The organism is Clostridium niameyense (assembly GCF_001243045.1).
GTDB lineage: Bacteria > Bacillota > Clostridia > Clostridiales > Clostridiaceae > Clostridium_F > Clostridium_F niameyense.
On record NZ_LN849007.1, the window covers coordinates 769,073 to 793,469 of the forward strand.

The 24,397-nt window shown below is 29.1% G+C and carries 28 protein-coding genes; 27 read left to right on the plus strand and 1 reads right to left on the minus strand.

Features of this window, described 5'->3' with window-relative positions; all coding sequences use genetic code 11:
• The first annotated feature begins 1 nt into the window (after position 1).
• The 27 genes from fliF to BN1711_RS04730 all read left to right on the plus strand — a co-directional run bounded on the left by fliF (position 2) and on the right by BN1711_RS04730 (position 23,093).
• On the plus strand, positions 2-1,579 hold the full coding sequence (fliF, locus tag BN1711_RS04600; protein ID WP_050607009.1) for a flagellar basal-body MS-ring/collar protein FliF: 1,578 nt from the start codon (positions 2-4) through the stop codon (positions 1,577-1,579).
• Positions 1,580-1,585: 6 nt separating this feature from the next.
• On the plus strand, positions 1,586-2,599 hold the full coding sequence (fliG, locus tag BN1711_RS04605; protein ID WP_050607010.1) for a flagellar motor switch protein FliG: 1,014 nt from the start codon (positions 1,586-1,588) through the stop codon (positions 2,597-2,599).
• On the plus strand, positions 2,583-3,356 hold the full coding sequence (locus tag BN1711_RS04610; RefSeq protein WP_050607011.1) for a FliH/SctL family protein: 774 nt from the start codon (positions 2,583-2,585) through the stop codon (positions 3,354-3,356). The genes fliG and BN1711_RS04610 overlap by 17 nt, the downstream gene beginning before the upstream one ends.
• Positions 3,357-3,386: 30 nt before the next feature.
• Entirely contained in the window at positions 3,387-4,703 is a 1,317-nt protein-coding gene (gene fliI, locus BN1711_RS04615; RefSeq protein ID WP_129582125.1) for a flagellar protein export ATPase FliI, read from the plus strand.
• A gap of 83 nt (positions 4,704-4,786) precedes the next feature.
• Positions 4,787-5,224: a flagellar export protein FliJ gene (gene fliJ / locus BN1711_RS04620; protein ID WP_050607012.1), complete on the plus strand. Its 438-nt coding sequence runs from the start codon at positions 4,787-4,789 to the stop codon at positions 5,222-5,224.
• Between the two features lie 5 nt (positions 5,225-5,229).
• Positions 5,230-6,567 carry a flagellar hook-length control protein FliK gene (locus BN1711_RS04625; RefSeq protein WP_050607013.1) on the plus strand — a complete coding sequence of 446 codons (1,338 nt, stop codon included), beginning with the start codon at positions 5,230-5,232 and terminating at the stop codon, positions 6,565-6,567.
• Between the two features lie 33 nt (positions 6,568-6,600).
• The gene (locus BN1711_RS04630) at positions 6,601-7,329 is read left to right on the plus strand and encodes a flagellar hook assembly protein FlgD (RefSeq protein ID WP_082174057.1); all 729 of its coding nucleotides are present in this window, start codon (positions 6,601-6,603) and stop codon (positions 7,327-7,329) included.
• A gap of 11 nt (positions 7,330-7,340) precedes the next feature.
• Complete coding sequence (locus tag BN1711_RS04635) at positions 7,341-7,745, plus strand: TIGR02530 family flagellar biosynthesis protein (protein WP_050607014.1); 405 nt, start codon at positions 7,341-7,343, stop codon at positions 7,743-7,745.
• 85 nt (positions 7,746-7,830) lie between these two features.
• Positions 7,831-8,847 carry a flagellar hook-basal body complex protein gene (locus BN1711_RS04640; RefSeq protein ID WP_050607015.1) on the plus strand — a complete coding sequence of 339 codons (1,017 nt, stop codon included), beginning with the start codon at positions 7,831-7,833 and terminating at the stop codon, positions 8,845-8,847.
• Positions 8,848-8,949: 102 nt separating this feature from the next.
• Positions 8,950-9,159: a flagellar FlbD family protein gene (locus BN1711_RS04645; RefSeq protein ID WP_050607016.1), complete on the plus strand. Its 210-nt coding sequence runs from the start codon at positions 8,950-8,952 to the stop codon at positions 9,157-9,159.
• Positions 9,156-9,968 (plus strand): motility protein A, encoded by an 813-nt coding sequence (locus BN1711_RS04650; RefSeq protein ID WP_050607017.1) that lies wholly within the window; start codon positions 9,156-9,158, stop codon positions 9,966-9,968. The genes BN1711_RS04645 and BN1711_RS04650 overlap by 4 nt, the downstream gene beginning before the upstream one ends.
• On the plus strand, positions 9,961-10,695 hold the full coding sequence (locus tag BN1711_RS04655) for an OmpA family protein (protein WP_050607018.1): 735 nt from the start codon (positions 9,961-9,963) through the stop codon (positions 10,693-10,695). Before BN1711_RS04650 ends, BN1711_RS04655 begins: the two co-directional genes overlap by 8 nt.
• Entirely contained in the window at positions 10,692-11,207 is a 516-nt protein-coding gene (locus BN1711_RS04660) for a flagellar basal body-associated FliL family protein (protein ID WP_050607019.1), read from the plus strand. The genes BN1711_RS04655 and BN1711_RS04660 overlap by 4 nt, the downstream gene beginning before the upstream one ends.
• A 34-nt stretch (positions 11,208-11,241) precedes the next feature.
• Positions 11,242-11,649, plus strand: a complete 408-nt coding sequence (locus BN1711_RS04665; RefSeq protein ID WP_050607020.1) for a flagellar biosynthetic protein FliO — start codon at positions 11,242-11,244, stop codon at positions 11,647-11,649.
• Positions 11,650-11,662: 13 nt separating this feature from the next.
• Positions 11,663-12,409, plus strand: coding sequence for a flagellar type III secretion system pore protein FliP (gene fliP, locus BN1711_RS04670; RefSeq protein ID WP_423243705.1), 747 nt, complete (start codon positions 11,663-11,665; stop codon positions 12,407-12,409).
• A gap of 12 nt (positions 12,410-12,421) precedes the next feature.
• On the plus strand, positions 12,422-12,691 hold the full coding sequence (gene fliQ, locus BN1711_RS04675; RefSeq protein WP_050607022.1) for a flagellar biosynthesis protein FliQ: 270 nt from the start codon (positions 12,422-12,424) through the stop codon (positions 12,689-12,691).
• Between the two features lie 22 nt (positions 12,692-12,713).
• A complete protein-coding gene (locus BN1711_RS04680; RefSeq protein WP_050607023.1) occupies positions 12,714-14,537 on the plus strand; it encodes a fused FliR family export protein/FlhB family type III secretion system protein in 1,824 nt (607 codons plus the stop codon).
• A gap of 38 nt (positions 14,538-14,575) precedes the next feature.
• Complete coding sequence (gene flhA / locus BN1711_RS04685) at positions 14,576-16,642, plus strand: flagellar biosynthesis protein FlhA (RefSeq protein ID WP_050607024.1); 2,067 nt, start codon at positions 14,576-14,578, stop codon at positions 16,640-16,642.
• Positions 16,639-17,769: a flagellar biosynthesis GTPase FlhF gene (flhF, locus tag BN1711_RS04690; protein WP_050607025.1), complete on the plus strand. Its 1,131-nt coding sequence runs from the start codon at positions 16,639-16,641 to the stop codon at positions 17,767-17,769. The genes flhA and flhF overlap by 4 nt, the downstream gene beginning before the upstream one ends.
• Positions 17,763-18,623 carry a MinD/ParA family protein gene (locus BN1711_RS04695; RefSeq protein ID WP_050607026.1) on the plus strand — a complete coding sequence of 287 codons (861 nt, stop codon included), beginning with the start codon at positions 17,763-17,765 and terminating at the stop codon, positions 18,621-18,623. Before flhF ends, BN1711_RS04695 begins: the two co-directional genes overlap by 7 nt.
• A gap of 14 nt (positions 18,624-18,637) precedes the next feature.
• Positions 18,638-19,300, plus strand: a complete 663-nt coding sequence (locus BN1711_RS04700; protein ID WP_050607027.1) for a flagellar brake protein — start codon at positions 18,638-18,640, stop codon at positions 19,298-19,300.
• Positions 19,301-19,313: 13 nt separating this feature from the next.
• Positions 19,314-20,060 carry a FliA/WhiG family RNA polymerase sigma factor gene (locus BN1711_RS04705; RefSeq protein WP_050607028.1) on the plus strand — a complete coding sequence of 249 codons (747 nt, stop codon included), beginning with the start codon at positions 19,314-19,316 and terminating at the stop codon, positions 20,058-20,060.
• 23 nt (positions 20,061-20,083) lie between these two features.
• Entirely contained in the window at positions 20,084-20,539 is a 456-nt protein-coding gene (locus tag BN1711_RS04710) for a hypothetical protein (protein WP_050607029.1), read from the plus strand.
• 5 nt (positions 20,540-20,544) lie between these two features.
• Positions 20,545-20,733, plus strand: coding sequence for a hypothetical protein (locus tag BN1711_RS04715; RefSeq protein WP_050607030.1), 189 nt, complete (start codon positions 20,545-20,547; stop codon positions 20,731-20,733).
• A gap of 11 nt (positions 20,734-20,744) precedes the next feature.
• The gene (locus BN1711_RS04720) at positions 20,745-21,509 is read left to right on the plus strand and encodes a flagellar basal-body rod protein FlgG (RefSeq protein WP_050607031.1); all 765 of its coding nucleotides are present in this window, start codon (positions 20,745-20,747) and stop codon (positions 21,507-21,509) included.
• A gap of 22 nt (positions 21,510-21,531) precedes the next feature.
• Entirely contained in the window at positions 21,532-22,314 is a 783-nt protein-coding gene (locus BN1711_RS04725; protein ID WP_050607032.1) for a flagellar basal-body rod protein FlgG, read from the plus strand.
• 416 nt (positions 22,315-22,730) lie between these two features.
• Positions 22,731-23,093, plus strand: a complete 363-nt coding sequence (locus tag BN1711_RS04730) for a hypothetical protein (protein WP_050607033.1) — start codon at positions 22,731-22,733, stop codon at positions 23,091-23,093.
• A 68-nt stretch (positions 23,094-23,161) separates the two neighbouring features.
• Here BN1711_RS04730 and BN1711_RS04735 read toward each other — a convergent pair whose 3' ends face one another.
• Positions 23,162-24,100: a manganese-dependent inorganic pyrophosphatase gene (locus BN1711_RS04735; RefSeq protein WP_050607034.1), complete on the minus strand. Its 939-nt coding sequence runs from the start codon at positions 24,098-24,100 to the stop codon at positions 23,162-23,164.
• Positions 24,101-24,397: the final 297 nt, after the last annotated feature.

The following is a 24,397-nucleotide window of genomic DNA, read 5'->3' on the forward strand; positions in this document are numbered from 1 at the left end:
GATGAATAAGCTAAAAGAAATTTTTAAGGGTTTAAAGGAAAAATGGATAAACTTAAGTAAAAGAAAAAAAATAGCTTTTTCTATTGTCATGGTAGGGATCATAGGTGCTATTATAGCTCTTAGTGTTTATTTAGGAAGAACTAAATATTCAGTACTTTTCTCAAACATGAATCCTAATGATTCAGGAGCAGTTCTTGAAAAATTAAAGGATAAAAAGGTAGAAGCAAAAGTAGAAGGAAATAATATATTAGTACCTAAGGAAGACGTAGATAAGCTTAGAATGGAAATGCTTTCAGAAGTGCCTATAACAAATGGAAGTCAAGGTTTTGAAATTTTAGATAAGAGCAAATTTGGTGAAACTGATCAGGAGATGAAGATAAACTATCAAAGGGCGCTTCAAGGAGAAATAGAAAGAACTATAAAGAGTTTTCCACAGGTAGAAGGAGCTAGAGTACATTTGGTACTACCTCAGGAGACTGCTTTTGTAAAAGACACGGAGCCTGGTAGAGCTTCTGTTACATTGAATTTAAAAAAAGGAAAGTCTTTAAGTAAGGATCAAGTAAAGGCAATAGTAGCTTTAGTAAGTGGTAGCCTTAAAAATGTTCCCAAAGAAAATGTAGAAATAGTAGATAATAATATGGCATTACTTACAAAGGATTTATATGATGAAAGTGGAGATTTAAAAGATTCTACAACTTCTGCTGAAAAGCAGCAACAAATAAAGAAAAGTTATGAAAAAGATTTAGAAAAAAGATTACTTACTATGTTGGAGTCTATATATGGAAAAGATAAGGTGAAGGTGAGAATAAATACAGATTTAGATTTTGATGCAGTAAAAACAGACTCAGTAAATTATGGTGCTAAAAATGTAGTGGTAAGTGAACACAATATAAAGGAAAAAAATCAAAACAATGCAGGAGGAACTAGAGCAAACGGTAGTGTAGTAGATAACAATATGGTAAATAGTGTAACTACTAACAACGGAGGAAGTCAAAATTCTTCAAGGGAAGAAAATACTAAAAATTATGAAGTGCCTAAAACTGAAGAAAAGACTATAAAAGCTCCGGGCTCAATAAAAAGATTAACTGCATCTGTAGCAGTGGATGGTAATATAGATGAACAAACTAGAAGTGCTGTTAGGAACTTAGCAGTTTCAGCTATAGGTTTAAATGAAGAAAGAGGAGACAATATAAATATAGAAGGTATTCCTTTTGATAATGCAGGAAAAGAAAAGGTAAAACAAGATTTACAAGATATGGAGAAAATAAAAAAGAGAAAAGAAAAAATTAAACTATTTTCAGCTATAGGATTAGCTGTGTTAGCCTTAGCTACAGCAATTATACTCTTTATAAGAAAGAGAAGAGAACAAGAGGATGAGGAAGAATTAGATGATACAGAAGGTCTTGATGTAATAATAGGTGATGAAGAAGAAAATGAAAAACCTAAATTTAAACCAATTGAATTAGAACAGGAAGATGAAAATACCCATATGGAGAATGAAATAAGAAAATATGCCAAGGAAAAACCAGATCAGGTGATAGAAATAGTTAAATCATGGATAGCAGAGGATGAGAGGTGATGACAGATGGCTAACGAAGCAAAACTAACAGGAATTCAAAAGGCAGCAATATTATTCATTACTTTAGGACCAGATGCATCTGCAGGAATAATAAAAAAATTACCTGATTCTGAGATACAAAAAATAACCTATGAAATTGCGAATATTAATGCTGTTAAATCTGAAGTAAAGCAAGGAATATTAGAAGAATTTATACAAATGAATAAGGCTAAGGACTATCTTCTGGAAGGTGGTTTAGATTATGCTAAAAACCTTTTATCTAAAGCTTTAGGAAGTCAAAAAGCTATGGAGATATTAGATAAGGTTACAGAGGCTACTCAACAGTTTAGGCCTTTTGCTATAGCTAGAAAGGCAGATGCTCATCAACTTTTAAATACTATATCTGATGAACATCCTCAAACTATAGCTTTAGTTCTATGTTATTTACAACCAGATAAAGCAGCACAAATATTATCGGCCTTACCAGAGGATGTACAAGCAGAGGTAGCTTATAGAATAGCTACTATGAATAGTACTTCACCTATAGTAGTAAAAGAAATAGAAAAGGTATTAGATGGTAAGCTTTCCTCTGTAGTTAGATCTGATGCAAATACTATAGGTGGTGTGTTAACTATAGTAGATATATTAAACCAAGTAGACAGAACTACAGAAAAGAATATCACAGAAGGATTGGAAAAAGAAGATGCAGAATTAGCGGAGAAGATAAAGGAATCTATGTTTGTATTCGAGGACATTATTACATTAGACGATGTATCAATACAAAGAGTTTTAAGAGAAGTAGAATCAAAAGATTTAGCCTTAGCTTTAAAGGGATCCTCAGAAGAAGTTGCCAATGTAATATTTAGAAACCAATCAAAGAGAGCTGCTGCTTCATTGAAAGAAGATATAGAATTCTTAGGTCCTGTAAGACTTATGGATGTAGAAAAGTCTCAACAAGGTATAGTAAATATTATAAGAAGATTAGACGAAGCTGGAGAGATAGTAATATCAAGAGGTGGCGAAGATGCAATCATCGTATAATGTTATCAAGGGCAGTAGCGTAGTTAAAAAAGGGACTAAAAAGATAAATACAAATTATATAGTTACAACTAAAGAAGAAGAAATCGAGGAGGAAAACTCCAAAAATTATATAGATAGTTATGAAAATTTAGCTAAAAATATACTAGAAAATGCTAGACGTAGTGCAGATGAATTTATAACTAATGCTTATAGGGAAGCAGAGGTAGTAGAAAAAGATGCTTTCAATAGAGGATATGAATTAGGTCATGAAAAAGGATATGATGATGGTTCTGAGAAAGGTTATAAAGAAGCATATAAAGAAGCATATGAAAAGTATATGGAAGCTGGCAAAAGAGAATATGAAGCTATAGTAAGTAAAGGAAATGAAATACTTTTTAATTGTGAAAAAGCATATGAAGAATATTTAAAGGAAAAAGAAGAAGAAGTAAGAGGCGTAGTTTTAACTGTAATAGAGAATGTATTAAAAAGGGAAGTAAAAGATAAAGATTCTATGAATGAAGTTATATATGATGTTTTAAATGAATGTAAAAAATCTAAGACATTTATAATAAAATGCAATAATACTTACTATGAAGAAGTTAAGGGTAAATCAGAATTATGGAGAATTCAACTGCCTTTTAAGGGTGATATGTTTATAATAGAAGATAATTCCGTAGAAGATGGAGAAGCAATTATAGAAACAGATGAGGGCAAAGTACAGGTTTCTATAAATATAGCTTTTGATAAGCTAAAGGATATAGTAATAAAAGAAAGATAGGTATTTAAAACCATAAAGGTGTGAAGTAATATGGCTATGTTACAGGTAGATTTTAACAAAATGCAAAAGAGAATAAAAGAAACTAACTTTAATTACATGGAAGGCACTGTAACCAAGGTTATTGGTCTAACTATAGAAGTAGAAGGAATAAAAGCTTTTGTAGGAGAGGTATGTATTGTATATAACGAAAAAAATCAAGAAATACCTTGTGAGGTAGTTGGTTTTAAGGAAGATAAAGTTATATTAATGGCTTTGGGAGAACTTATAGGTATATCTCCAGGATGTAGGGTTGTACCAGAAGGAAAGCCTTTAAGTGTAAATTGCTCTCAAGAAGTTTTAGGAAAGGTTTTAGATGGATTGGGAAATCCACTAGAGGGTTATGATTTACAGGTAGGGGTTCCCTATGCTTTAGATAGAGAACCTCCAGATCCTCTTAAAAGAAGACGAATAACGGATGTAATTCCTACAGGTATAAAAGCTATAGATGGTTTTAATACTGTAGGAGAAGGACAAAGAATAGGTATATTTGCAGGTAGTGGAGTTGGAAAAAGTACGACCTTAGGTATGATAGCAAGATATGCAAAGGCAGATATAAATGTAATTGCATTAATCGGTGAAAGAGGAAGAGAAGTTAGGGATTTTATAGAAAAGGATTTAGGAGAAGAAGGACTTAAAAAATCTGTAATAGTTTGTGCAACCTCTGATAAACCTGCATTAGTTAGACTAAAAGGAGCTTTTACTGCTACTGCTATAGCAGAATATTTTAGAGACCAAGGGAAAAAGGTAATACTTATGATGGATTCTGTAACTAGATTTGCTATGGCCCAAAGGGAAATAGGCCTTGCTATTGGAGAACCACCTGCTACTAAAGGTTATACTCCTTCGGTTTTTGCAAAGCTTCCAAGACTTATGGAGAGAGCAGGTATGTCTCAAGAAGGATCTATTACAGCTTTTTACACAGTGTTAGTAGATGGAGATGATTTTAACGAACCTATTGCAGATGCCGTAAGAGGTATATTAGATGGACATATAGTTTTATCTAGAAGTTTAGCTTCTAAAAATCATTACCCAGCTATTGATGTTTTAAGTAGTGTAAGCAGACTTATGTCTGAGGTTGCTAGTAAAGAACATAAAAAAATCGCAGGTGTTGCAAGAGACCTTTTAGCTACATATAAAAATTCGGAAGATCTTATAAATATAGGGGCTTACGTGAAAGGAAGCAATAAAAAAGTAGATATGGCTATGCAGTATTATGATAGTATTATATCTTTTTTAAAGCAGGGAATGAAGGAGCATTATTCCTTTGAGGAAACTGTAAATATACTGGAAAGCATATTTAAATCATAAGTAATGATAAAAAATAATTTTTTAGTAATAACAAAATGTATAAAATAATTTAATTAAAATCTAAAAAGAAGGGTTCGAGTTTAATGAAAGCTTATTCCTTTAGGCTTCAAAAGCTTTTAGATATAAGAGAAAAAAAAGAAGATCAAAGTAAAATGCAATTTAAGGAAGCTCAAATGGCTAAAGTAAATGTGGAAGAAAAACTTTTAAATTTGAAAAATAATTATAAAAAGTATAATAATATTGATTTAAAAGATTCTGTAATAGAAAAGAAAATAAGACATAATTATTTAAATGCATTAAATTTTTGTATAAATGAAACATCTAAAGAATTTCAAACTAAATGTGATGAATTAGAAATAAAAAGAGAGGAATTGAAGGCCTCCCAAATAAAAAGAAAGACTGTAGAAATTTTAAAAGAAAAGGATAAGTTAGCTTTTGAAAAAGAACAGAAATTAATAGAACAAAAATCTAATGATGAGTTTGCTTTGTATGGATTTATAAGGAAATTTGAAAGGAGGTGAAAAGTATGGACATAAAATCAATAAATACTATAATAAATGCTAATAGAATTAATAAGTCTAATGAGAAGATAACTAATAAAGAATGTAGAAACACTTCTTTTAATTATTTATTAAATTCGAGGAAAGAAAATAGTATTAAGAATGAAATTCCTAAAGAAAAATTAAAGGAAATAAAAAATAAGTTACAGGATATGGGTTTTTCTAAAGAAGATGTAGAATCTATTAAAAACTTAGATGATTTAAAAAAATTAGTAAAAAAATCATTAGATGATAGGGAAAGTAAAGATACTGAAGATATACTTTTAAAAATGATAGAACTAATTTTAAAATCTATGAATAATAAATTAGATATTTCAAAGGAAAAATTAAGAGGTAATAAGGATATAAATGATTTATTAAAAATTATGGATAAAGATTCTTCTAATAAAACTTATGATTTGCTAAATAAGTTAGAAAGTTTACTAAATAAATTTGCTGAAAATCAAGGAAATGATGAATTAAGTAAAAGTATATTAGAAGCTATACAAAATAAATTAGACAAGCTATCTTTAGAAGATGTGACTAAAGATGATAAATCTACGTCTATTTTAGAAAACATAAAAAATAAATTAAATAAGGCTTTATCTGAAGTGGATAAAAGTTCTAAAACTCAAGAAAATTCATTAAATTCTTTAGGTGATAAGTTAAATAAAACTGTGAAATTAGATAATGTAAGCTCTGGAGATAGCAATTTTAAAGAATTTAATAACAATCCTGAGAATGGAGAAAAGGATTTTTTAGAAGGACTACTAAAAAATGGAGAAGAAAATAAAGACAAAATAGATAAAACCATTAATTTTATGGCTAATATTAGACAAGATAATAAAATGAATCCCTCATTATCAAAAGATGCATCAACTAATATAGTTCTAAATAAGGATACCTTAAATAATGATTTAATTAAAGCTATTAAGTTTATGAATATTAATGATATAAAGGATTTAACTGTAAAAATAATGCCTAAAGAATTAGGTGAAGTAGTTATAAAACTTACTATGGAATCTGGAATTATGAAGGCTAATATAGCAGCTACTAGCAAAGAAACTTATAATTTATTAAATGCTAATTTAAATCATATAGAGGATCAACTTCAACAAAATAATATAAAAGTTCAAGATGTTTCTCTTAATATTTATGATGAAGATACTACTTTCTTTAAAGACGGATTTAATCAGAATGAAGGTTCTTTTAACGAAAAACAAAATTCTAAAAATAATAGAAATTCAATAAATTCTATAGATAGAGAAGACGATTTGAAAGATAATATAAGTAATTTAGAAAGTAATGTAAATATGTTAGCATAGTTATCCTTAAATAATATAGAGAGGAGTGAAATAATGCCTAAAGAAATTAATAATTTATATAATACAAGTTTTTTTAAAGATAATGTTAAGAAAGATAGCAAGAAAGGAATTATAGAAAGATCTACAGAAGCTACTTCAACTAAAACTGCAAAAGGTACTAGGATAGTTAAAAAAGGTCAAGATTTAGATAAAAATGCCTTCTTTAAAATATTAGCAGCAGAACTTGCTCATCAAAATCCAATGGATGCTAAAGATGGTACAGAGTATGTATCCCAAATGGCTCAATTTACAACTTTAGAGCAAATGTCTAATTTAAATAGTATGATGAAATTAACAGGAGCTTCAGGATTTATTGGAAAGGCAGTTTTATTAAGAAAATTTGACGATTTCGGTAATCAATATGCAGGTATTGTAAAAAATGTAATTAAAGATGGAGACAATATTGTTTTATCAGTAGAATATGGCCCAGGAAAAACAGAAGAATTTGCTATGGAAGATGTAATAAATATAACAGATGATTTAAATGAAAATATAAAATATAACAATAATTTATTAAATGCAGTGGCTTTAATAGGTAAAAAAATAGAATTTTATAATGAGCAAGAAAGTGGAAAAGATAAACTTACAGAAGGTACGGTTAAATCTGTAAGTAGAAATGGAATAGGTGTAGCTCTTAAAGTTATTGTAAATAAAGATGGAAAAGAAAAAGAATTAGATATACCATTTGAATATGTGTCTAAAGTAGAACAACCTGAAAAGTAGGATGTGGTATTATGGGATTTAAAGTTATAAATGGAAAACTTCAATTTTATAGCGACTATAATGTAACACCCTCTAGAAATAATACAAAAGATAAAAAAGTAAATAATAATTTTGAGAATTTATTAGAAAAAAAGATAAATAATAAATACTCTTCAAATAAAGATAGTTTTACTATTTCAAAACATGCAGCGGAAAGATTAAGATTAAGAGATATAAACTTAAATGAAGAAGATATGAATAACATAAATAAAGCTATAAACGAGGCTGAGTTAAAGGGATGTAAGGAAGGACTAATACTTTTAAAGGATACAGCATTAGTAACCTCTATTAAAAACAGAACTATAATTACAGCTATGACTAAAGATGAAAGTAAAGGAAATGTATTTACTAATATAGACAGTGTAGTAATACTATAGGCTGGACCTGTTTGGAGGCCTCTTTGTGGAAGGATGGAAACAAAATTTTAGTATTCTACAGATTAAGTACAGGGGGAGTAAAAATATGTTAAGATCAATGTATTCAGGTATAAGTGGACTTAAAGCTCAACAAAGTAAATTAGACGTAGTAGGAAATAACATAGCTAATGCTACAACTACATCTTTCAAATCTCAAAGCATGAGATTTCAAGATTCTTTAAGCCAAAGTATGACTCAAGCATCAGGACCTAGTGCTAATATAGGTGGAACTAATCCAAGACAAGTAGGATTAGGGGTACAAGTAGCAGGTATATATACAAAAACTTCAGTAGGTAATATGCAAACTACATCAAGAAATCTAGATGCAGCTATAGATGGACCAGGATATTTTATGGTAGCAAGAGGACTTTTAACAGATGGAGATGGACCCAAAGTTGAGATTGAAGCAGATAAGCATACAATAGATAAAACTGGTGGCATGGATATATCTTTTACAAGAGATGGATCTTTTACATTGGATTCAAAAGGAAATCTATTGAATGCAGATGGATTAAGAGTTTTAGGATATCAAAATAATAAATGCAAAATAAGTTATAAAGTTACAGATGATAAGGAACAACATGCTATAAAGCAGGAAGATGATGATATTGAGTTTGACAAAGATTTAAAACCTTTAGTAATTCCAGACTCAATAAAAGATACAGATGATAAAGATGTGAGAATTCAATCTTTTTCCATTGGTAAAGATGGTGTAATTACGGCATCTTTAGCTAGTGGAAAAACCGCTGTTATAGGACAAATAGGTATGGCGTCTTTTAAGAATGATGGTGGTTTAACTAAAATGGGAAAAAATCTTTATCAAACATCAGCAAACTCAGGGGAGGCTATTATAAGATGTAATGCAACTGATGCAAAGGATGATACTAAAAATAACAGTAATGGATATGGAGACATGCTTCAAGGAATGATTGAAATGTCTAATGTTGATTTAGCGGAAGAATTTACAGAAATGATTGTAGCAAGTAGAGCTTTTCAAGCTAGTGGTAAGATGATTACTACTGGTGATGAAATTCTTCAAGAATTAGTTAATTTAAAGAGATAGTAAAATAAAATATGGGGACTAGTTTTTAGGCTCTTGCGTAATTTCTAGTCCCTATTTAAAAATATTAATCTTTTTTATTTACAACTGGAAGGGTGTGTTACTATGATAAAAGTTACAGGTATGAATAAAGAACAATTTATACTAAATGCAGAACACATAGAAAAAATAGAACAGGTACCAGAGAGCTTAATTACCTTAGTTAATGGTAAAAAGTACATAGTTATGGAAACACCAGTGGAAATTATAGACAGAGTAAAAAAATACAAAAGTGGCATAATCACTTTAGGCTTACAGGGGGAAAATAGGAAATGAAAAGAAAGGATATTTTAACATCAATAGGATTAGTTCTTGGATTTGGATTAACTTTATGGGGAATGGCTATGGGCGGCGCCAAGCTTGGCATATTTTGGGATCCAGCGTCTGTCGCTATAACTTTGGGTGGTTCTTTTGCAGCAATGCTTGTTAACTATCCTCTTTCAGAGTTTAAAAGACTTATTGTAGTTATAAAACAATCCTTTAAAGAAAATGGTATGTCTAATATGGAGGTAATAGAAAGTTTTATTGATTTATCAAGAAAAGCTAGAAGAGAAGGATTACTTTCTTTAGAAGATGCCATAAATGAGTTGAATGATGACTATATGAAAAAAGGATTGAGAATGGTAGTAGATGGTATTGAACCTGAAACTATAAGAGATATTATGGAGCTTGAAATAGATGAAATGGAAAAAAGACATAAAACTGGTTCAGAAATGCTTAGAGCTTGGGGTGGATATGCACCAGCTTTTGGTATGATAGGAACCTTAATAGGACTTGTACAGATGCTTGCAAATCTTAGTGATTCAAGTAAGATTGCAGGAGGAATGGCAAAGGCTTTAATTACTACCTTCTATGGTTCAGTTTTAGCAAATATAGTATTTAATCCTATGGCAGCTAACTTAACATATAAAAGCTCTATAGAGATTAGTACAAGAGAAATGATTTTAGAAGGTGTATTAGCTATTCAATCAGGAGTTAACCCAAGAATAGTAGAAGAAAAACTTGTAACATATCTTTCTCCAGATGAAAGAAAAGCTTATAGCAAAACACAAGTATCTCAGGAAGGAGTAGCTGGAAATGTCTAGAAGAAAAAAGAAGGGTGGAGATGGTCCACAGCTTACAGGTGATGAATGGATTCAGACCTATTCAGATACTATAACCCTGCTTTTAACTTTCTTTATATTATTATATTCTTTTTCTAGTGTAGATGCTCAAAAATTTAAGCAAGTAGCTACAGCTATGCAAAGTGTTCTATCTGGTCAAGCGGGTGATGGAATTATGGATTATAGCGGTGAAGTGCCTTTAGTAGGGGAAACTTCACAAACTGTACAGGGAAGTGGTACCGAGTCAAAAGAAACTTATGAAAAGGTAAAGAATTTTTTAGATAAAAATGATCTTAAATCTTCTGTAGAAGTTACACAAGATTCAAGAGGAGTTGTATTGCAACTTAGGGATAATGTTTTATTTGAAACAGGTCAAGCAGACATTAAACATGAAAGTAAACCTATATTAGAAAAGTTAAATGATCTTATAAGTAAATTTCCCAATAATATAATTGTAGAAGGACATACGGATAATATACCCATTAAAAATTATAAATACGAATCTAACTGGGAATTATCAACAGAAAGAGCAGTTAATGTGTTAAGGTACTTTGTCCAAGCTAAAAATCAAAGTCCTAAAAGGTTTGCTGCGGCTGGATATGGAGAATATAGGCCTATAGCTCCTAATGATTCAGATAGTAATAGAGCAAAAAATAGGCGTGTAAGTATATTAATAGTGTCAATGGAAAAGGAGAAGAATAAGAAATGAGCGAAAAATATGTAGAGAAACAAAGCGGAAAATCAACAAAAATTATTGTAATAATATTAGCTATTTTAGTTATTGCAGCAGGAGGTTTTGGAGGCTACATGATATTTCAAAAGAAAAAGGCACCTAAAAGACCACTAGCTGTTCCACAACAAAATACTCAAATAGCTTCACAACAAACTTCTAATGGAGTATATCCTCCACAAGTTATAGTATCTTCTAAAAATTATTCTTTAGATGAATTTTTAGTTAATTTATCTGATGAAGATGGTAAAAGATATTTAAAAGCTAAAGTTTTTGTAGGATATAATGAAAAAAAATTAGATAAAGAGTTAGAAGAAAAAAAACCTATATTAAGAGATATAGTAATAACTGTATTAAGATCTAAAAAGGCAAAGGATATTAGTCCTAAAGGTGTAGACCAAATAAAGAGTGAAATAATCACAAAAGTAAATCCAATGCTTCAAAAGGGCCAAATAACAAGTGTTTATTTTGATGATTTATTAGTTCAATAATGAGCCACATTTATTTTTAGTAAGAGGTATATGTATGTATTTACAAATTTTGGGAATGTTTTTAAAAATAATAGTCCTTCTACCCTTTATAATACTTATTTTATATATGTCTTTAAAGTATGGTGGAGATAAACTTCAAAAAATACAAGATGGTAAATATATAAAAGTAATTGAGCGAGTTTCTATTACAAAAGAAAATTTTATTTTAATAGTTATGTTAGGAGATAAAGGATATGTTATGTCTTCTACACCTAATAATATAGAAATTTTAAAGGAACTCTCTGAAGAAGAAATAAAAAGAATACAGAAGTTAAAGTCAGAATCTATGGTAAACTGTGTTGATATTAAAAAAATATGCAAAAACAACAATTTATCTACATTATATGATAAACTTAAGTTAAATAAGTTAAAAAAGGAAGATAAAAATGAAGAAAAAAAATAGGAAATGGATTGTAATGGCTACAGTATTTTTAGCAGCAATATGCTTTTTTTCGGTAAAAGCTTATGCAGCACCAGATAATACTATGCCTATACCTAAAATAAATATTTCAGTAGATAATGCTAATAGTCCTAAAGAATATGTAGATAATATAAAATTATTAATTTTATTAACAGTCTTAACTCTATTACCTTCTTTTATAGTAATGATGACAAGCTTTGTAAGGATAATAGTAGTATTTGGATTCTTAAGAAATGCTATGGGAACTCAACAATCACCACCTAATCAGGTGCTTATAGGACTTGCATTGTTTTTAACTTTATTTATAATGACACCAATATATAATAAAGTTAATACTACAGCTATACAACCTTATGTACAAAATAAAATAACTCAGCAACAGGCTATAGAAGAAGGGGCCAAGCCTCTTAGAGAGTTTATGCTTAAACAAACAAGACAAAAGGATTTAAAATTATTTGTAGATATGGCTAAGCCTAAGTTTAAAGTAACAAAGAATAATGTTCCATTATATATTGTAGTTCCAGCCTATATAATAAGTGAACTTAAAACTGCATTCCAAATAGGATTCCTATTATTTATACCATTTTTAATAATAGATTTAGTAGTAGCAAGTGTGCTTATGTCTATGGGAATGTTTATGTTACCACCGGTTATGGTGTCATTACCTTTTAAGTTATTATTGTTTGTAATGGTAGATGGATGGCACTTGTTGGTGAAGTCCTTAGTGATGAGTTTTAGTTAGGGGTGACTTTTAATGAGTGAAAATATGGTAATAGGGATTATTAAGGATGCTATACAAACAGGACTTATGGTATCTGCACCTATTTTAGGAATCTCTATAATAGTAGGACTTTTAATAAGTATATTTCAAGCCACTACTCAAATACAGGAACAAACGTTAACTTTTGTTCCTAAGCTTATAGCAGTAGCTGCAGTAGGACTTTTAACTGGAAGTTGGATGCTTCACGAAGTTATAGCATTCACGCAGAGAATATTTGGACTTATAGCTCATATAATTCAGTAGACAGGGTAGGAGAGGATTAATTTTGATAAGTGCAGCATATGCTACAGCAATAGTTCTTATTTCTTTTAGAATGTTTGCTTTTTTTAAAGCAGTGCCTATATTTTTCCCGAAAGGTACACCTAACATACTTAAGGTTTTTATGTCTTTAGTTATGGCATATATATTAATACCAGGTATAGATATATCTAAAATCAATAATATTTCTAGTTATACAATGCTTGTATTAAGTTGTGTAAGTGAAATATTGACAGGATATATGTTGGGTTATATTACTAATGCTGCTTTTTTTGTAGCAAGATATGCAGGAAATGTAATGGATTTGCAGGTAGGATTTGCCATGATGAGTATGTTTGATCCTAATACAAATAGTAATGCTACTTTACTAGAAAGAGTTCTATATTGGTTTAGTGTTATCCTATTTTTTATAATAGATGGTCATCATATGCTTATAAGAGCTCTAGTAGAAAGTTTTAATGCTATAAATTTAGGGAAATTCTTTTTAACACAGGGAGGCATAAAGGTAACTATAGATGTTTTTATACAGTATTTTTACATAAGCTTAAAAATATCTATACCTATTATGCTTATAATTCTTATAACAGATTTAGTTTTAGGATTGGTAGCAAGAACGGTACCACAGCTTAATGTAATGATATTAGGCTTGCCTGTCAAAATCCTTATAGGACTTATAGCTTTTTGTTTTGCATTACCCTTATTTTTGAAAATATTAGAGCAAGCTTTTTATAGTTTACCAGATGCCATAAAAAGCTTTTATAGAACAATACCTATTTTAATAGTTTTTGCGTCGGAAGATAAGACAGAAGAGGCAACGCCTAGAAAGAAAAGTGAGGCTAAAAAGAAGGGACAAATTGCAAAAAGTAAAGAAGTAGGACTTGCTCTTACTTTATTAGCATCGACTATTATTATAGTAACTTTAGGAGAATTTACAGTAACTTCGCTAAAAGATACTATGGTAGGGTTTTTATCTCATTACTTAAATGTAGAATTAAATTATAATACTTTAACTAATATTACTTTGATAACTTTGGGAAGACTAGCACAAATTATATTACCTATAGCAGTACCTATTATGATAGTAGGAGTTTTTGCAAATTTTCTACAAAGTGGTTTTATTTTTACTAAAGAACCTTTAAAACCAGATTTTAAAAAGTTAAATCCTATAAATGGTTTTAAAAGAATGTTTTCCTTAAGAAGCATTGTGGAACTTTTAAAGGATATAGCAATAATTACCGTAGTAGGTTTCGTTGGTTATAAGTATGTTAAGGATAATTTTATTAGCATATTAAATTTGGGTACTTTAAAGCCTTGGGCTATGATACAAACTATGATAGATTTATCTGTGGGTATATTTTTTAGGATAACTTTGATCATGATATTTATATCTGTAGCAGATTATATGTATCAAAGGTATCAATATAACAAGGACCTAAAAATGACAAAACAAGAAGTAAAAGAAGAGTACAAACAAGATGAGGGGGATCCTCAAATTAAATCTAAAATAAAACAAAAACAAAGAGAGATGGCTATGAGAAGGATGATGCAGGAAGTACCTAAAGCTACAGTGGTTGTTACAAACCCAACTCATATAGCTGTAGCTTTAAAATATGAAAAAGGAGATAATGCCCCTTTAGTTGTGGCAAAAGGTGCAGATAATGTAGCTATAAGAATAAAAGGTATAGCTAAGGATAATGAAATTCCTATAATGGAAAATAAACCCTTAGCACGACTTATTTTTAATGAAGTGGAAATAAATGAAGAAATACCTATGGAAATGTATGAGGCTGTAGCAGAAATATTAGCTTTGGTTTATAAAATAAAAAAATAATATACATATAGAGTTTGTATAGTAAACGAGGTGATTTTGTGGAAGGAACTAAAAAGAAAATTAGTTTAAAAAATAATATAGATGTTATTGTAGCGTTTGGGGTTATAGGAATTATACTTATGATTATAATACCTCTTCCTCCAACAGTTTTAGATATACTTTTGGCTCTTAATATAACCTTATCTGTAGTTATAATTTTAATCACTATGTTTACTACGGAGGTACTACAGTTTTCAGTATTTCCTACTTTACTTTTAATAACTACACTTTTTAGATTGGGGCTTAACGTTTCGTCTACAAGACTTATTTTAAAGGATGCTTATGCAGGAAAGATTATAGAAACCTTTGGAAATCTAGTAACAGGAGGAAATTATGTAATAGGTATAATTATATTTCTTATTATAGTAATAATACAGTTTGTAGTTATAACCAGTGGTGCTACTAGAGTATCAGAGGTTTCAGCTAGATTTACATTAGATGCTATGCCTGGAAAGCAAATGAGTATAGATGCAGATTTAAATGCAGGTCTTATAGATGAACAAGGAGCTAAAGAAAAAAGAAAAAAGCTTCAAATGGAAGCAGATTTTTATGGAGCAATGGATGGTGCGTCTAAGTTTGTAAAAGGTGATGCTGTAGCAGGACTGATTATAACATTTATAAATATAATAGGTGGTATAATAATAGGTGCTGTAATGCTTAAAATGGATTTAAAAGTATCAGCTCAAACTTATACACGACTTACTATAGGTGATGGGTTAGTAGGTCAAATACCGGCTCTTTTAATTTCTACATCTTCTGGTATATTAGTTACAAGATCAGCCAATGAACAAAGCTTTGGTTCGTTACTAGGAAAACAATTAACAGGTTTCCCTAAAGTTTTAGCTATAGCTTCTGTAGTACTTTTATTTTTAGCTATGATACCAGGACTTCCACATTTAGCTTTCATAATTTTATCTATAGCATGTGGTTTTGCAGCTTATCTTTTATATAAAGAGGATAGAGAAAATATTGAGTTAGAAATGGAAGCTCAGCAAATGGAAATTAGTGAAATAGAAAGTAAAGAACCAGAAAATGTTATGAATTTAATATCTGTAGAGCCTATGGAAGTGGAAATAGGTTATGGACTTATTCCTCTTGCAGATGAATCATCAGGTGGAGATTTACTTCAAAGAATAACCTCTGTTAGAAGACAGTGCGCAATAGAAATGGGAGTTGTGGTACAACCTATAAGAATAAGGGATAATTTGCAACTTAAAACTAATGAATATGTAATTAAAATAAGAGGTACTGTTATAGCAAAAGGAGAACTTATGCCAAGCATGCTTCTTTGCATGGATCCCTCAGGAGAAGTTGAAATACCTGGCATAAAAGGCATAGAACCAGCTTTTGGATTACCAGCAATTTGGATAAATAAGGATCAAAGGGAAGATGCAGAGATAAAAGGACTTACGGTAGTAGATCCTACTACAGTTATGGTAACTCATTTAACTGAAACTATAAAGAATCATTCTTATGAGTTATTAGGAAGACAAGAGGTAAAACTTATTATAGATTCTATGAAGGATAAATTTAGTGCTGTGGTTGAAGAACTTATACCAGATTTAATGACTATAGGGGAAATACAAAAGGTACTTCAAAATTTATTAAAAGAAAGAGTTTCTATAAAGGATATGGTAACTATATTAGAGTCTTTAGCAGATAATTCTAGAAATACAAAAGATATTGAAGTACTAACGGAGTATGTAAGATTTTCTTTAGCTAGGAGCATATGTAATCCATTGATAGATGAAAATGGTGTTTTATCTGTTATTACATTAGATGGTTCTATAGAAGAAACAATAGGCAGCAATATACAAAAATCTATGCAAGGCTCTTTTCCTGCTTTAGATCCAGATACTACAAGTAGGATACTAAATAGTTTAAAGATAAAGTTAGATGAAGTATATTTTTATAATAATCAACCAGTGGTTTTAGTATCACCCAATATAAGGCCAGCTTTTAGAAGGCTTATAGAAATGGTATTCCCTGCAGTTAATGTACTTTCTTTAAATGAAGTTCCAAATGATGTAGAGATTAAAACTGAAGGAGTTGTTACCTTACAATGATTATAAAAAAATATGTGGTAAATGATATGAATGAAGCTATGAGTAAAATTCGTTGTGAGCTTGGATCAGATGCCATAATATTAAGTGAAAGAAAAATTAAAAAGGGTGGATTTTTAGGAATATTTTCTAAGAAAATGATAGAGGTAACGGCTACAACAGGAGGTCCACCGGAATATAATAAGGAAGATAGTAATATTGAAAAATTAAAAAGATTAATAGAAAATAAAAATATTGCAATGCAAGAAGAAAAAAAAGTTATGAAGAAGGACTTAAAAAAAGAGAGTCCTTCTTTAAATAAAGATGAAAATTTGGCTTGTGAAGTTAGAGAAATGAAAAAAATGTTAGAAAAATTTACTTTAAATAGTTTAGAAGAAGAAAATACTTTAAAGAGAAGATTATGTTCAAGGGATATAGAAGAGAAAATATTAGAAAAAATAATAGAAAATGTAGAAAACTTGAAGGAAAATATAGAGGAAAAAGAGAAATTAAGAAAAGTATTAAAAAGTATGATAGAGGTTTCTACAAATACTTTAAATAAGGTAACAGTATTAGTAGGGTCTACTGGAGTAGGAAAAACTACAACTATTGCAAAGTTAGCTGGAAGGATTTCTTTAATAGAAAAAAGAAAAGTAGGACTTATTACTATAGATACTTATAGGATAGGTGCAGTGGAACAATTGAGAACTTATGCGGATATTATGAATATACCCTTTAAAGTTGTATTTTCAATAAAAGAAATGGAAAAAGCAGTAAAAGAACTTGATTATTGCGATGCAATATTAATTGATACTACAGGAAGAAGTAGTAAAAAGCTAATGCAAATTTCTGAGCTTAGGGCTTTTATAGAAAAAGTAAATGCAAATAATATACATCTTGTAATAAGTGCTACTACTAAGAATAGGGATATAGAAACTATTATGGATGGATATAAACAATTAAATTATAATAATATAATAATAACTAAGTTAGATGAAACTAGTACTTACGGTTCTATATTAAATATATGTGAAAAAGGAAAAAAACCAATAAGTTTTGTAACCACAGGGCAAGACGTACCGGATGATATAAAAGAAGCAAATAAAGATGAAATTGTAGAGCTTATTTTAGGAGAGGATAGTATATGCTAGATCAGGCAGAGAAGTTAAGGCAGCTAGTAAATAATAAAAATATTAAAAGATGTAACTCTCCTAAAGTAATTACAGTAACTTCTGGAAAAGGCGGAGTAGGGAAAAGCAATTTTGTAGTAAATTTATCTATAATGCTTCATAAATTAGGGAGAAAGGTACTTATAATGGATGCAGATGTGGGTATGGGCAATGATGATGTACTTATGGGGTTTATGCCTAAATATAGTATATATGATGTTATATTTAAAGAGAAGGAAATAAGGGATGTTATAATTGAAGGTCCTTTAGGTGTTAAACTTCTACCTGCAGGTACAGGGATTATGGATATGGAAGGTATAACAGAAAATCAAATAGATAGGTTTATGTATAAATTATCATTTTTAAAGGATATAGATTATATAATAATGGATACAGGGGCAGGAGTTAATAGAAGTGTTTTAGGGTTTGTAGCTTGTTGTGAAGAATTGATAGTTTTGACTACTCCAGAGCCAACCTCTATTACAGATGCATATAGTCTTTTAAAAGCAGTATCGCATTTTAAATTAAAAAAACAAGTTAGCTTAGTAGTAAATAAAACTCTGGATAAGTATGAAGGTGAGAAGACTTATAGAAAATTTAAAGCTGCTGCAGATAGATTTTTAGATATAGATTTGAAGTATTTAGGCTTTATATCAGAGGATAGAAAAGTTATACAGTCTGTTAGAAATCAACAACCTTTTGTAATAAATTATCCTGATTGTGAAAGTACTAAAGACATTTATGCTATTGCAAATAAGATAATAGGAAATGTTGCAGAAAAAAAGGAAGTTACACTGGAAGGATTTTTTAAAAAGCTATTTAACATATTTTCATAGGGGAGTTGAAATTTGTGAATGATAACGTAGAATTTCATGTGAATAAAAAGGTAGAAATAGAGTGGGAGGATGGATATTATATATGTACTATTCAAGATGTTACAGAAGATAATATTTATGTAAATATACCTGTTAAAGACGGGAAATACTTACCACTTCATGCTAGAGAAAAAGTTACAGCACTATATTTTGTTAAAAATTATATATTTAGATTCCATACTATAGTAGTAGGAAGAAAAGTAGATAAGATTTTACTAATAGCTCTTAAAAAACCACAAAAGTTGGTTAGAGTTCAAAGGAGAAATTTTGTAAGAATAAGTGTTGTTTTGAAAACTTCTGGTGCATTGATCAAAGAAATTGATGATATTCACAATATAAAAGAAGGAATTTTACCTAATCCGCAGTTTGACTTTTTTAATATGACTATATTGGATTTAAGCGGTGGTGGAGCAAGGATTTCCACAGAGAAAGATTTAGAGTTAAAGCAGGAAATTATATTAAATATTCCTTTTAAGGAGGAAACTATAACTGTAAAAGGAAGAATAGTAAGAAAATGTAGGGATAAAGGAAGAAGTAACATATATGGTATTAAATTTTTAGAACTGGAAGATAAAAACCGAGAGACTATTATAAGATTTATATTTTCAACTATGCGCAAACAGGTAAAAAGAACTTAAAGGAGGATAAACCATGGTAGCATTACCTAGTGGAGATGATAAATTAGATGTGCGAGAAGAAGTAGTAAAAAAGTATATACCACTTGTAAAATATATAGCCTCCAGAGTTATTATAGGAAAAACTAAGTATATAGAGTATGAAGATTTAGTTAGTTATGGAATGATTGGACTTATGGATGCATTAAATAAATTTGATGTAAGTAAAGGAATGAAATTTTCTACCTATGCATCTATAAGGATAAAAGGTTCTATGATAGACGAACTAAGACGAAATAGTCCTATATCTAAAGGGGCTATGGATAAATTAACTAGATATAATCATGCTGTGGAACAGCTACAAAAAAATTTCAAAAGAGAGCCTAAAATGTTGGAAGTAGCAGAATACTTAAATATTACATTAAAAGAAGTAAGTGATATAGAAAATTATATAAACTATATATCTGTAGTATCTCTTGAAGATTTGATATTTTCTCAAGAGGATGAGGTTCCGCTTATAGGAACTATAGAGGATCAAAAAAGTCCAAGTCCTGAAAAGTATGTAGAGGAACAAGAAAAATTAGAATATTTAACTAAAGCTATTGATATGTTAAATGAAAAGGATAGACTGGTTTTAACACTGTACTATTATGAAGAACTTACATTAAAGGAAATAGGAAAAATATTAGGAGTTTCTGAATCAAGGGTCTGTCAGCTTCATAGTAGAGCTATAGTACATTTGAAAAAGTCTATGGAAAAATTAAAGTATTCTGCAAAAATATGATTTGATATTAGGAGTAAGATTATATGATTGCATTAAGTTTGGTTATTATTGGAATAGTTCTTATAATTTTGAATGTTAAAGCCATAAAAAAGGATGAGGGTTCTTTTAAAAAAGAACTTAATAATAGTATGGAAAATTTAGATGATTATAAAGAAGAAATTGGACTTTTAAGAAAGGAATTTGCAGAAACTTTATTAGATGTACAGAAGGAAGTTGAAGATTTAAAAAAAGAAATAAACTTATTAAAGAAAAATAATATAAATAGAGATAACTTAGATGAAAAAGTAAAGGTTTCTTATAAAACTTCCGATTATAAGAAAGAAGAACCTATTATAAAGGAAAATATCAATGAAAATAATATTAAAATTGAAGAAGTAAATAGTTTATTAAAAAAAGGACATACCATAGATGAAGTAGCAGAAAAGTTAGGCATGGGCAAGGGGGAAGTAATATTAATAAAAGAATTATACTCAAAATAAAACAAGTGTTTAATTTTCTTTGTGATAGAAAAATATTAATAGGCATAGGCATAGGTATAATTTTATCTACTGGAATAATGACTTCAGTTAAAATAAATTATAATCTAAGCAGAAGTGAAATAGAAAAAAAAGCTATGGATTTAGGTATGAAATATCCTGAAGAGATGAAAGTTATAAATAAAAAAGTTAAATAAGGAGCGGTATTATGATAAGAAGTTTGTATACAACTGTTTCAGGTATGATTTCACTAGAAGCAAAGCAAGATACTATAAGTGCTAATTTATCTAATGCTAATACAGTAGGTTATAAAGGAGATAATTTAGCTTTTAAAAAGTTTGATGATGTATTAATAGAAAATTACGATAAAAAGTTAGGTAATAAGAATGTGCAAAATATTATTGGGTCATTAAGTATGGGAAATAAAATAGATGAAGTGAATACTACGTTTACTCAAGGCATGATTAAAGATACAGAAAAACCTGCGGACTTTGCTATAGAAGGTAGAGGTTTTTTTACTATAGAGAATAATGGTAGAAGATATTATACAAGAGATGGTCATTTTCATGTAAATACAAGAGGATTTTTAGTAAATGATAGTGGATATAATGTGCTTGGTGCATCAAGAAATGGTAATGTAGAACCTATATATGTAGGTAATAGAAAAATGGTCTGTGATGCAAATGGTAATATTTCTTTAGATGGCAATCCTTCTTATAGAATGTATACAGTGGATTTTAATAACTATAATAATTTAAGAAAAATAGGCGGAAATCTATTTGAAGGGGGTAATCCTCAGCAAAGTAATGCTACAATAAGACAGGGTGCTCTTGAAAAATCTAATGTAAATATAACTAATGAAATGATAGATATGTTAACTACTATGAGATCTTTTGAAACAAATCAAAAAATAATACAATCCATAGATGAAACTTTAGGTAAAACAGTAAATGAAGTGGGTGCTGTTAGATAGAGATTAAAAAGGAGTGGTATTTTTGTTAAGAGCTTTATGGAATAGTAGAGCAGGACTTATGGCGGAGCAAAATAAATTAGATTGTATATCTAATAACTTAGCTAATGTAACTACAGATGGATATAAAAGGGAAGATGTAAGCTTTCAAGACTTAGTTTATGAAACTTTAAAAAGACAAGGATACCCTACATCTGATAGAGAGGTTATACAAACTGGTACAGGTGTTAAGCCAACTAATTGGATAAGAGACCAAAAGCAGGGTACACTAAAAAATACAGGAAATAATACAGATTTCGCCATAGATGGAGAAGGATATTTTTGTGTTATAACACCACAAGGTACTAGAGCATATGAAAGGGCTGGAAGTTTTAATATTGATAGCTCAGGAGATGTAGTAGATGAAAATGGTAATAGATTAGATATAACCTTCACTAATGAGGGTAGACAAATATTAAATGAAACTAATGGATTTAATAAAAATAATTTTATAGTAAATGAGGATGGAACTGTTTCTGTAAAGGATAGAAATACTATAAAAAGAGTTGGTAAAATAAATATATATAATGCAGTTGGAGAAGATGCTCTTTTGTCTATTGGCAGAAATTTATATGAAGCCAAGCCAGGAGTTAATATGTATGTAGTAAATGATTCTTCTATAAGACAAGGGTTCTTAGAAAATTCTAATGTAGATATAGGGGATGAAATGACAGAAATGATTTTAACTCAAAGGGCTTTTGAACTAAGTTCTAGGGGAGTAAAAACTGCAGATGAAATGTGGAGTATGATAAACAATATGAAAAAATAAATATATATTATTTAAATCTAAAAATATATAAATATATAAATAATATGTGTAATATAAAAGATATTAAATTTATTAAGATCTACTAATTTGAATTTTTATGTATAGCCTAAAAAGTAAATTTACTAAAATTGAAATAGTATATTTTTTGTCGACTATATTTAAAAATTCAAATAATTAGCTTCAAAGCTTTTAATATCTTTTATTGCACATATTATTTTTTATATATTAAATTTAATTTACTCCCTTAAGAATCAATAATAATTTTGTATATTTTATTTATAAGGGTTAATCTACTTTAAGGCATAATTATATTATTTTTGTAAACATATAATAAAACTTCTCATATACTAATATATAAATACTAATAAGGTTTAGAAAAAATTAATTTGATATGAATATTAATAGGAGGAGTTTGAATGAATAGAATGCCTTATTATTGTCCTTTAACTAATATGTGGATAAATCCGTATTATCCATATTATTCACCAATGTATAGGTTTTGTGAGATGTGCCCTTATAAGAATAAACATTCTGAAGTTAGCATGAACTATGATGAAAATATGACAAGGAATGCTTTAGAAAATGAGGAACATATAAATTTTCCAGAGGAAGAACCTAAAGAAAGTAATAATGTAGAGTGTGACATGCAAGCTGATATTCCAGAAGTAATTGATTTAAGCAGTATAGGTAATGATACTAGGGGAGCACAAAATAACATAGAAAATGAATTGGGGCACATTAAAATGAAAACTATAGGATTAAACGAAATAATGGACTAGTTTTTTATGTATTATTTGAATTTAAAAATAGTGGTAGATCTTATAAAAATCTACCACTATTTTTAATATTATTTATTTGTCATAGATTCTGTTATTGGTGGGATTACCTGTTTTTTTCTTGATAGAACACCTTCTGCATATAGGGAATAACCATTTTCTAATGGTTTATTAAAGGCAGAAGCTATAGTATCTTTATGTTCTCCTACAACATAAATAAAAGAACCCTCTTTTAAAAGATCTGTAAGTATTAATACTAAATCTTTATAATTACCTTTTTGTTTTTTTTCTTCCATATATTTAATCATTTTTTCCTTTAGTGGATCAAAGCTTGTAGCATCCATAGTAGATACTTGGCCTACTCCCATTTTATGACCTGCTATGTTAAAATCTTTAAAATCACTATTGTAAAGTTCTTCTACAGTTTTTCCCTTTAGAGAGGTACCTGCTTTAAACATTTCTAGTGAATAAGTTTTAGGATTTATTTCTGCAACTTTGGCAAGTTTTGCTAAAGTATTTCTATCTAAATCAGTAGATGTAGGTGATTTAAATAGTAATGTATCTGAAATAATTGCAGAACTTAATAATCCAGCTATTTCTTTAGCTGGAGTTATTCCTTTTTCAAAGTACATGTTGGCAACTATAGTGGAAGAACTTCCAACGGGTTCATTTCTAAAGTAAATAGGGGAAGCAGTGCTTATTCCACCTATTCTATGGTGATCTATTATTTCTAATAATTCAGCTTCGTCTAATCCATCTATAGATTGATTTTTTTCGTTGTGATCTACAAGAATAATTTTTGTATTAGGCTCTATAGATTTCATAAGCTTTGGAGCATCTACATTAAAATAATCTAATACAAATTGTGTTTCATTATTTATATCGCCTAATCTAATAGCCTCTGCGTTTTTAAATCCAAGTTCTCTTTTTAAATTAGCATAACATAGGGCAGCACAGATAGAGTCTGTGTCTGGATTTTTATGTCCTGTTATATAAATAAAATCGTTCATTGTAATATCCTCCCGTTTAACTTTATATTAAATATTAATAATAACTATTTTACCATAAAAACTCAGTAATAACTCTAAGTTTTAATATTTATTAAAAATATTTTAATGTGTTACTTTCTTTCATACCTTAGAAAGTATTAACATATATTATTATATAAAAATATATAATTTTGTCCAAGTAATATAGGTTAGTTATGATCATATTTACGGACAAATTTATACTGAAGTTAAGATTAATTTTATAAAAATCATATTATGTATAAATAATCCTATATTAATTATACATAATATAAGAAA

What these genes read in the sequence shown, in the direction of transcription:
- fliF (WP_050607009.1), top strand. Translation starts at nt 2, where the DNA reads ATGAATAAGCTAAAAGAAATTTTTAAGGGTTTAAAGGAAAAATGGATA.
- fliG (WP_050607010.1), top strand. Translation starts at nt 1,586, where the DNA reads ATGGCTAACGAAGCAAAACTAACAGGAATTCAAAAGGCAGCAATATTA.
- BN1711_RS04610 (WP_050607011.1), top strand. Translation starts at nt 2,583, where the DNA reads ATGCAATCATCGTATAATGTTATCAAGGGCAGTAGCGTAGTTAAAAAA.
- fliI (WP_129582125.1), top strand. Translation starts at nt 3,387, where the DNA reads ATGGCTATGTTACAGGTAGATTTTAACAAAATGCAAAAGAGAATAAAA.
- fliJ (WP_050607012.1), top strand. Translation starts at nt 4,787, where the DNA reads ATGAAAGCTTATTCCTTTAGGCTTCAAAAGCTTTTAGATATAAGAGAA.
- BN1711_RS04625 (WP_050607013.1), top strand. Translation starts at nt 5,230, where the DNA reads ATGGACATAAAATCAATAAATACTATAATAAATGCTAATAGAATTAAT.
- BN1711_RS04630 (WP_082174057.1), top strand. Translation starts at nt 6,601, where the DNA reads ATGCCTAAAGAAATTAATAATTTATATAATACAAGTTTTTTTAAAGAT.
- BN1711_RS04635 (WP_050607014.1), top strand. Translation starts at nt 7,341, where the DNA reads ATGGGATTTAAAGTTATAAATGGAAAACTTCAATTTTATAGCGACTAT.
- BN1711_RS04640 (WP_050607015.1), top strand. Translation starts at nt 7,831, where the DNA reads ATGTTAAGATCAATGTATTCAGGTATAAGTGGACTTAAAGCTCAACAA.
- BN1711_RS04645 (WP_050607016.1), top strand. Translation starts at nt 8,950, where the DNA reads ATGATAAAAGTTACAGGTATGAATAAAGAACAATTTATACTAAATGCA.
- BN1711_RS04650 (WP_050607017.1), top strand. Translation starts at nt 9,156, where the DNA reads ATGAAAAGAAAGGATATTTTAACATCAATAGGATTAGTTCTTGGATTT.
- BN1711_RS04655 (WP_050607018.1), top strand. Translation starts at nt 9,961, where the DNA reads ATGTCTAGAAGAAAAAAGAAGGGTGGAGATGGTCCACAGCTTACAGGT.
- BN1711_RS04660 (WP_050607019.1), top strand. Translation starts at nt 10,692, where the DNA reads ATGAGCGAAAAATATGTAGAGAAACAAAGCGGAAAATCAACAAAAATT.
- BN1711_RS04665 (WP_050607020.1), top strand. Translation starts at nt 11,242, where the DNA reads ATGTATTTACAAATTTTGGGAATGTTTTTAAAAATAATAGTCCTTCTA.
- fliP (WP_423243705.1), top strand. Translation starts at nt 11,663, where the DNA reads ATGGCTACAGTATTTTTAGCAGCAATATGCTTTTTTTCGGTAAAAGCT.
- fliQ (WP_050607022.1), top strand. Translation starts at nt 12,422, where the DNA reads ATGAGTGAAAATATGGTAATAGGGATTATTAAGGATGCTATACAAACA.
- flhF (WP_050607025.1), top strand. Translation starts at nt 16,639, where the DNA reads ATGATTATAAAAAAATATGTGGTAAATGATATGAATGAAGCTATGAGT.
- BN1711_RS04695 (WP_050607026.1), top strand. Translation starts at nt 17,763, where the DNA reads ATGCTAGATCAGGCAGAGAAGTTAAGGCAGCTAGTAAATAATAAAAAT.
- BN1711_RS04705 (WP_050607028.1), top strand. Translation starts at nt 19,314, where the DNA reads ATGGTAGCATTACCTAGTGGAGATGATAAATTAGATGTGCGAGAAGAA.
- BN1711_RS04710 (WP_050607029.1), top strand. Translation starts at nt 20,084, where the DNA reads ATGATTGCATTAAGTTTGGTTATTATTGGAATAGTTCTTATAATTTTG.
- BN1711_RS04720 (WP_050607031.1), top strand. Translation starts at nt 20,745, where the DNA reads ATGATAAGAAGTTTGTATACAACTGTTTCAGGTATGATTTCACTAGAA.
- BN1711_RS04730 (WP_050607033.1), top strand. Translation starts at nt 22,731, where the DNA reads ATGAATAGAATGCCTTATTATTGTCCTTTAACTAATATGTGGATAAAT.
- BN1711_RS04735 (WP_050607034.1), bottom strand. Translation starts at nt 24,100, where the DNA reads ATGAACGATTTTATTTATATAACAGGACATAAAAATCCAGACACAGAC.